Source organism: Streptomyces sp. XM83C (genome assembly GCF_023072675.1).
GTDB lineage: Bacteria > Actinomycetota > Actinomycetes > Streptomycetales > Streptomycetaceae > Streptomyces > Streptomyces thermocoprophilus.
On sequence record NZ_JALLGL010000293.1, the window covers coordinates 1 to 7765 of the forward strand.

7 protein-coding genes and 1 pseudogene are annotated in these 7765 nt (G+C 71.2%); 4 read left to right on the forward strand and 4 right to left on the reverse strand.

The genetic code is table 11. From position 1 onward, the window contains the following. Positions 1-30: 30 nt before the first annotated feature. The 4 genes from MTQ10_RS24970 to MTQ10_RS24990 all read right to left on the reverse strand — a co-directional run bounded on the left by MTQ10_RS24970 (position 31) and on the right by MTQ10_RS24990 (position 4259). Entirely contained in the window at positions 31-657 is a 627-nt protein-coding gene (locus MTQ10_RS24970; protein ID WP_247472411.1) for a class F sortase, read from the reverse strand. Next, a complete protein-coding gene (locus MTQ10_RS24975) occupies positions 654-1058 on the reverse strand; it encodes a Tat pathway signal sequence domain protein (RefSeq protein ID WP_247472412.1) in 405 nt (134 codons plus the stop codon). Before MTQ10_RS24975 ends, MTQ10_RS24970 begins: the two co-directional genes overlap by 4 nt. Before the next feature lie 363 nt (positions 1059-1421). Continuing rightward, positions 1422-2612 carry a polyamine ABC transporter substrate-binding protein gene (locus MTQ10_RS24985; protein ID WP_247472413.1) on the reverse strand — a complete coding sequence of 397 codons (1191 nt, stop codon included), beginning with the start codon at positions 2610-2612 and terminating at the stop codon, positions 1422-1424. A 207-nt stretch (positions 2613-2819) separates the two neighbouring features. Next, positions 2820-4259 carry a gamma-aminobutyraldehyde dehydrogenase gene (locus tag MTQ10_RS24990; protein ID WP_247472414.1) on the reverse strand — a complete coding sequence of 480 codons (1440 nt, stop codon included), beginning with the start codon at positions 4257-4259 and terminating at the stop codon, positions 2820-2822. A 166-nt stretch (positions 4260-4425) separates the two neighbouring features. Here MTQ10_RS24990 and MTQ10_RS24995 point away from each other — a divergent pair, with 166 nt between their 5' ends. The 4 genes and pseudogenes from MTQ10_RS24995 to MTQ10_RS25010 form a co-directional block, all read left to right on the forward strand. Further along, positions 4426-4953 (forward strand): Lrp/AsnC family transcriptional regulator, encoded by a 528-nt coding sequence (locus tag MTQ10_RS24995; protein ID WP_247472415.1) that lies wholly within the window; start codon positions 4426-4428, stop codon positions 4951-4953. Between the two features lie 20 nt (positions 4954-4973). After that, positions 4974-6338 (forward strand): aspartate aminotransferase family protein, encoded by a 1365-nt coding sequence (locus MTQ10_RS25000; protein ID WP_308404599.1) that lies wholly within the window; start codon positions 4974-4976, stop codon positions 6336-6338. 184 nt (positions 6339-6522) lie between these two features. Then, positions 6523-7263 carry an ABC transporter ATP-binding protein gene (locus MTQ10_RS25005; protein WP_247472416.1) on the forward strand — a complete coding sequence of 247 codons (741 nt, stop codon included), beginning with the start codon at positions 6523-6525 and terminating at the stop codon, positions 7261-7263. Next, a pseudogene (locus MTQ10_RS25010) lies at positions 7245-7765 on the forward strand (hypothetical protein); the annotation flags it as partial. The gene MTQ10_RS25005 and the pseudogene MTQ10_RS25010, both read left to right, overlap by 19 nt.

The following is a 7765-nucleotide window of genomic DNA, read 5'->3' on the forward strand; positions in this document are numbered from 1 at the left end:
GTCGGGGTGTTGCGGGTCGGGGTCGCCGGGTCAGGAGCCGCCGGGGCGTTGCTCCGCGAAGACGATGACATTCGCCGTGTAGCCGTCGCCGGTGCGGGTCCCGCCGCAGGTGATGAGCCGCAGCTCGGGGCGGTCCACGTCGCCGTAGACGTCGTCGGTGGGGAAGTCGGCCTTGGCCACGGTGCGTACCTCGCGTACGGCGAACCCGGCGCTGCCGCCGTCCGACAGACGGGCCGTGATGCGGTCGCCGCGGTGCAGCCGGGCCAGGTGCCGGAAGACACCGTCGCCGTAGCGGCCGACCGTGACATGGCCGAGGATCACCGACGGGCCGATCTGCCCCGGCGGGGGCGAGTGGCGGTACCAGCCGGCGCGGTCGTCGGCGGTGACCGGCGGCACCTCGACGGTGCCGTCCGGCGCGAGCCCCAGCGTGATGACCGGGGTGTCGACGTCGATGGCCGGCACCAGCAGCTGTACCGGTACCGCCCCGGAGGGCCGTGCGGACGGCGGCCCGGACGGCCCGGGCTCGGTGTCCCGTGCGGGGGTGCGGCGCCGGGCGTCCCGGGCGGCCGTCGGGGTGGCGGCCGAGGGCCCGCCGCAGCCGGTGAGCAGCGCGGTGGCCGCCGCGCCGACGAGGGCGCGGCGGGTCAGGGGGCTCATGCTCCGGTGGTCCGCCGACGCTTGACGACGAAGGCGGCCGTGCCGGCCGCGACGAGCGCGGCGGCTCCCCCGGCGGCGAGCGTGCCCGTGGTGCCGCTGCCGCCGTCGGAGTCGGCGGAGGTCACGCCGGTGTCGGCGGCGCCGGAGGGGACGACCTTGACCTGGTCGCGGGGGACGGTCGTCGGCTCGGCGGCGGGGGCGGCGCTCTCTGCGGGTCCCGGGACGACGGTCGGCGCGGCGCTGGGGGCGACGCTCTCGGCGGCGGTGGGCACCGGGCTCGCGGCGTCGGGCTGGGCGACCGTCGGTACGGGGCTCGGGCTCGCGTCGGCGGACGCGGGGGCGGCGGTCGCGAGCAGCGCGGTGCCGGCGAGGGCCAGGCCGCTGAGGACGGTTCGGCGCATCGGTCGCTCTCTCTTTCGTCGGCGACCCGCAGGGCGGGCCGGTGTGCGATCGAGCGGAGAGACGACCGGCGCCGGGACCGGGTTGTAAAGAGACGGCAAAGCCGTGCCGGGTCGTGGTCCTCGGCGCCGCCGCCCCGGCGACGGTTCGACCCCCAGGGACGGTTCGACCCCCGGCGACGGCTCGACCCCCAGGGACGATTCCACCCCCGGCGACGGCTCGACCCCCAGGGACGATTCCACCCCCGGCGACGGTTCGACCCCCGGGGACGATTCGACCCCCGGCGACGGCTCGACCCCCAGGGACGATTCCACCCCCGGCGACGACTCCACCCCCCAGGGACGATTCGGCCCTCGGGAACGGACTCAGAGCCCCAGGATGCCGTTCCAGCGCCGGGAGAATTCGACCCGTTCCTCACCGGTGATGTCCCGGGCGATGACGAGCCGTTCGCGCATCTCGTCGTCGGGGAAGATCAGCGGGTTCTCGGCGAGGGCGGCGGTGTCCTCGTCGTCGGAGGAGGCGAGGACGTCCCGTGCGGCCGGCACCGGGCACACGTAGTTCACCCAGGCGGCGAGTTCGGCGGCGACCTCGGGGTCGTAGTAGTGGTCGACGAGTTGCTCGGCGTTGGCCTTGTGCAGGGCCCTGTCGGGGATCATCAGGGAGTCGGACCAGAGTTCGGCGCCCTCCTCGGGGACGACGAACCTGATGTCGGGGTTGTCGGCCTGGAGCTGGATGACGTCGCCGGAGTACGCCTGGCAGGCGAGGACGTCGCCGGAGACCAGGTCCTTGGTGTAGTCGTTGCCGGTGAACCGGCGGATGTGGCCGCTCTTGACGTGCCGTTCGACCTGGTCGCACATGGCCTCGAAGTCGTCCCGCTGCCAGTCGCGGATGTCCACGCCGTTGCCCTGCATGAGCAGCGCGAAGGCCTCGTCGAGCCCGGACAGCAGGGTTACCCGGCCTTTGAGGTCGCTCGCCCACAGGTCGCCGACGCTGCGGATCTCCCGGCCGAGCTTGCGGTGGTTGTACGCGATGCCGGTGATCCCGGACTGCCACGGCACGGTGAACCTGCGCCCCGGGTCGAAGGCGGGCGACTTCAGCAGCGGGTCGAGGTACCGGGTGACGTTGGGCTGGCGGGTGCGGTCCATCTCCTGCACCCAGCCGAGGCGGACGAACCGTGCGCACATCCAGTCGCTGATGACGATGAGGTCGCGGCCGGTCTGCTGCCGGTTCATCAGCGCGGGGCTGATCTTGCCGAAGAACTCGTCGTTGTCGTTGATCTCCTCGACGTAGTCGACGGCGATGCCCGTCCGTGTCGTGAACGCCTCCAGGGTGGGCCGCTTCTGCGGATCGTCGTCGGCGGTGTCGATGTACAGCGGCCAGCTGGCCCACGACAGCCGTTTGTCCCGCGCGGAGCGGTCCGGCACCGCGCGGTCGCTCTCGGCGACGTACGCGGCGCGGACCCCGCAGCCGGAGAGCGCGCCCAGCGCGGCGGCTCCGCCGAGCGCGCGCAGCAGGGAGCGACGGGTGAGCGGGGACGTCATGGACGGGAGAGGCATGGGGGAAGGGTGCCCGCTGGGTGTCGTACGGACAATCGACGCCGCGTCGAGCGGCGGGCCCCGAAACGGACACCTTGTATGCCCCGGGGAGGCGTGCCGGCCTCAACAGCCGCCGTCCGGGCGGGATTTCGGGCCGGGACTCCCCCGGACACGCCGGTGGCCCCGGAGGGCGTCCTCCGGGGCCACCGTGCGGTGCGGTGCGGGCCGTCAGCCGTCCAGCGAGGTCATCACGTGCTTGATGCGGGTGTAGTCCTCGAAGCCGTACGCCGAGAGGTCCTTGCCGTAGCCGGACTTCTTGAAGCCGCCGTGCGGCATCTCCGCGACGAGCGGGATGTGCGTGTTGATCCACACGCAGCCGAAGTCGAGCTTCTTCGACATGCGCATGGCGCGGGAGTGGTCCTTGGTCCACACGGAGGAGGCGAGGGCGTACTCGACGCCGTTGGCCCACTCCACGGCCTGGTCCTCGTCACGGAAGGACTGAACGGTGATGACCGGGCCGAAGACCTCCTTCTGGATGATCTCGTCGTCCTGGTTGACGCCGGAGACGACGGTCGGCGCGTAGAAGTAGCCCTTGTCGCCGACGCGCTTGCCGCCGGTCTCCACGCGCGCGTGCGCGGGGAGCCGCTCGATGAAGCCCTCGACCTGCTTGAGCTGGTTGGGGTTGTTCAGCGGGCCGAAGAGGACGTCCTCGTCGTCCGGCTGCCCGGTCTTGGTGTCGGCGGCGGCCTTGGCGAGCGCGGAGACGAACTCGTCGTGGATGGACTCGTGGACGAGCACGCGCGTGGCGGCCGTACAGTCCTGGCCGGCGTTGAAGAAGCCCGCGACGGAGATGTCCTCGACGGCCTTGGGGATGTCGACGTCCTCGAAGACGACGACCGGGGCCTTGCCGCCGAGTTCCAGGTGGACGCGCTTGACGTCGGCGGAGGCGGACTTGGCGACCTCGATGCCGGCGCGTACGGAACCGGTGATGGAGGCCATGGCGGGGACGGGGTGCTCGACCATCATGCGGCCGGTCTCGCGGTCGCCGCAGATGACGTTGAAGACGCCCTTGGGGAGGATCTCGCCGAGGATCTCCGCGATGAGGACGGTGGAGGCCGGGGTGGTGTCCGACGGCTTCAGCACGACCGTGTTGCCGGCGGCGATCGCCGGGGCGAACTTCCACACGGCCATCATCATCGGGTAGTTCCAGGGGGCGACCTGGGCGCAGACACCGACCGGCTCACGGCGGACGATCGAGGTCATCCCCTCCATGTACTCACCGGCCGAGCGGCCCTCCAGCATCCGCGCCGCACCGGCGAAGAAGCGGATCTGGTCGACCATCGGAGGGATCTCCTCGGTGCGGGTCAGGCCGACCGGCTTGCCCGTGTTCTCCACCTCGGCCGCGATGAGGTCCTCGGCGCGTGCCTCGAACGCGTCGGCGATCTTCAGCAGGGCCTTCTGGCGTTCCGCGGGCGTGGTGTCGCGCCAGGCGGGGAACGCGCGGGCGGCGGCCTCCATCGCGGCGTCGACGTCCGCCTGGCCGGACAGCGGCGCGGTCGCGTACGCCTCGCCGGTCGCGGGGTTGACCACCTCGGTGGTCCGTCCGTCGGCGGCGTCCCGGAACTCACCGTCGATGTAGTTGCGCAGACGACGCAGCTCGGTGCTCACTGCCGGCCCTCCAAGGTTCGGGTGTCCAGTTGCTGAGACACACAGCCTAGTCGGGGACCCGACGTTTTCAACACCCCCGATCCGACCACGGCTGCGAAATCCGTCGGTCTCGCTGATGTAAACAACGGATTTCATTGAATGCGTCTTGCGGAACTGTCGAGACGTCGTGCACAGTGAGGTCGTGGCCAGTCGAAGCGCAGACCCCAGAGACCCTCGGGAGCACCGTGAGTCGAGGAACGGCAGCAGTCCCCACCTGGACGCCGTCTCCCTCGCCATCATCGAACAGCTCCAGGAGGACGGCCGCCGGCCGTACGCGGCCATCGGCAAGGCCGTCGGACTCTCCGAGGCCGCCGTCCGCCAGCGCGTGCAGAAGCTGCTCGACCAGGGCGTGATGCAGATCGTCGCCGTGACGGACCCGCTCACCGTGGGCTTCCGCCGCCAGGCGATGGTCGGCATCAACGTGGAAGGCGACACCGAGGCGGTCGCCGACGCGCTGACCGAGATGGCCGAAGTGGAATACGTGGTGATGACGGCGGGCTCCTTCGACATCCTCGCCGAGATCGTCTGCGAGGACGACGACCACCTGCTGACCGTCATCAACAAGCGCATCCGGTCCCTGCCCGGGGTGCGCTCCACCGAGAGCTTCGTCTACCTGAAGCTCAAGAAGCAGACCTACATGTGGGGAACCCGATAAACCGTGAGGACCCGATAACCGTGAGCACCAAGGACCTCAGCCGCACCGCGTACGACCACCTGTGGATGCACTTCACCCGCATGTCGTCGTACGAGAACGCCCCGGTCCCCACCATCGTCCGGGGCGAGGGCACCTACATCTACGACGACAAGGGCAAGCGCTACCTCGACGGTCTCGCGGGTCTGTTCGTGGTCCAGGCCGGACACGGCCGCACCGAACTGGCCGAGGTGGCCGCCAGGCAGGCGAGCGAGCTGGCGTTCTTCCCGGTGTGGTCCTACGCCCACCCCAAGGCCGTCGAGCTGGCCGAACGCCTCGCGAACGAGGCGCCGGGCGACCTCAACAAGGTCTTCTTCACCACCGGCGGCGGCGAGGCGGTCGAGACCGCCTGGAAGCTCGCCAAGCAGTACTTCAAGCTGACCGGCAAGCCCACCAAGTACAAGGTGATCTCCCGCGCGGTCGCCTACCACGGCACCCCGCAGGGCGCCCTGTCCATCACCGGCCTGCCCGCTCTGAAGGCCCCCTTCGAGCCGCTGGTGCCGGGCACCCACAAGGTCCCCAACACCAACATCTACCGCGCCCCGATCCACGGCGACGACCCCGAGGCCTTCGGCCGCTGGGCCGCCGACCAGATCGAGCAGCAGATCCTCTTCGAGGGCCCCGAGACCGTCGCCGCCGTCTTCCTGGAGCCGGTGCAGAACGCCGGCGGCTGCTTCCCGCCGCCGCCCGGCTACTTCCAGCGCGTCCGCGAGATCTGCGACCAGTACGACGTACTGCTCGTCTCCGACGAGGTCATCTGCGCCTTCGGCCGCCTCGGCACCACCTTCGCGTGCGACAAGTTCGGCTACGTCCCCGACATGATCACCTGCGCCAAGGGCATGACCTCGGGCTACTCCCCGATCGGCGCGTGCATCGTCTCCGACCGCCTGGCCGAGCCGTTCTACCAGGGCGACAACACGTTCCTGCACGGCTACACCTTCGGCGGCCACCCCGTCTCCGCCGCCGTGGCCCTCGCCAACCTCGACCTGTTCCAGAAGGAAGGCCTGAACCAGCACGTCCTCGACAACGAGGGCGCCTTCCTGAAGACGCTTCAGAAGCTGCACGACCTGCCGATCGTCGGCGACGTCCGCGGCAACGGCTACTTCTACGGCATCGAACTGGTGAAGGACAAGAACACCAAGGAGACCTTCACCGACGAGGAGACCGAACGCGTCCTGTACGGCTTCCTCTCCAAGGCCCTCTTCGACAACGGCCTGTACTGCCGCGCCGACGACCGCGGCGATCCGGTCGTCCAGCTCGCCCCGCCGCTGATCTCCACCCAGGAGACCTTCGACGAGATCGAGCAGATCCTGCGCGCCACGCTGACAGAGGCGTGGACCAAGCTCTGACCGTCGGGTCGGCGGGCCCGGGGTGCACCCTTCCGAGTGAGAAGGGAGCACCCCGGGCCCTGTGCTGTCCGGCCTCGCCCCGCCGACTCCTTAGCGTGCCTTGGTAACCGATCGGCCCTGCCTTCGTTCCCCCGGACGGGGGAACAGACACGGGAACCACAGATCCGAACCGAGGTGTACGCCCATGGAGGCCCCGCCGGACAACGACGTGCTCTGGGCACGCTCCCTGCACTTCACCCACCGCGACGGCACCCCCGCGCTGCAAGGCGTCTCCCTCGGGGTGCGCGAGGGCGAGATCCTCGCCGTGAGCGGCGCGCGCGGCAGCGGCAAGACCACCCTGCTCAGATGCCTGTCCGGGCTGGTGCCCGCCCAGCGCGGCGAGGTCTGGTTCAACAGCGTCCCCGTGCACACCCTGCGCCCGGCCGCCCGCGAACGGCTGCGCCGCGACCGCTTCGGCTGGATCGACCCGGAACCGGTCCTCGTACCGGAGCTGAACGTGTGGGAGAACGCCGCCCTGCCGATGATGCTGCGCGGCACCACCCGGCGCCGCGCCAAGGTCGCCGCGCAGGAGTGGCTGGAACGCCTCGACATCGGCGACCGGGCACGCCTGCGCCCGCACGAACTCCAGCAGTCCGAACGCCAGCGGGCCTGCATCGCCCGCGCCCTGGCCACCGGTCCCACGGTGCTCTTCGCCGACGAGCCGACCGCCCCGCTGCACCACGCCGACCGCGCCCATGTGCTGCGCACCCTCACCACCGCGGCTCGCTCGCACGGCATCACCGTCGTCCTCGCCACGCACGACACGGAGACGGCCGCGCTCGCCGACCGCACGATCGCCCTGCTCGACGGGCGCCGCGTCAACACCGTGCATCTGCCGCCGGTCCCCGAGACGGAAGGCCGGGCCGCGTGCTCGCTCTCCGTCTGACCCGCGGCGCCCGCCCGGCCGTCCAGCTGCGCCGCCTGCTGGTGGCAGCCGCGTCGGCCGGCACCGGCTTCCTCTTCCTGTGCGTCCTCGGCTACGCCCTCGGCCACCCCGGCGCCCCCGCCGGCACCCTCCTGCTGCGGCTGGCCTGGTGCGCGGTACCGCTGGCCGCCACGGCGTACTTCGCGCTCGCCGTGGCCCGCACCGACCCCACGACCCGCCCCCGCACCGGCCTGTCCGCCGTCGGCCTCGGCCCCGCGCACATGATGGCCCTCTCCGCCTTCACCACGGCTCTGTCGACCCTCCTCGGCTCGATGCTGGCCCTCCTGGTCTTCCTGCACCTGCGGGGCGACCTCACGGGCATGCCGTTCGACGGCGCCGCCTCCGCGTTCCTCGCCTCGGACACCCCGCTGCCACTGCCCGCGGCACTCACACTGCTGACCGTGGTCCCGGTGACGACCTCGACGACAGTGGCCCTCGCCCTCCGCCCCAGAGACCCCCACCG

What these genes read in the sequence shown, in the direction of transcription:
- MTQ10_RS24970 (WP_247472411.1), bottom strand. Translation starts at nt 657, where the DNA reads ATGAGCCCCCTGACCCGCCGCGCCCTCGTCGGCGCGGCGGCCACCGCG.
- MTQ10_RS24975 (WP_247472412.1), bottom strand. Translation starts at nt 1,058, where the DNA reads ATGCGCCGAACCGTCCTCAGCGGCCTGGCCCTCGCCGGCACCGCGCTG.
- MTQ10_RS24985 (WP_247472413.1), bottom strand. Translation starts at nt 2,612, where the DNA reads ATGCCTCTCCCGTCCATGACGTCCCCGCTCACCCGTCGCTCCCTGCTG.
- MTQ10_RS25005 (WP_247472416.1), top strand. Translation starts at nt 6,523, where the DNA reads ATGGAGGCCCCGCCGGACAACGACGTGCTCTGGGCACGCTCCCTGCAC.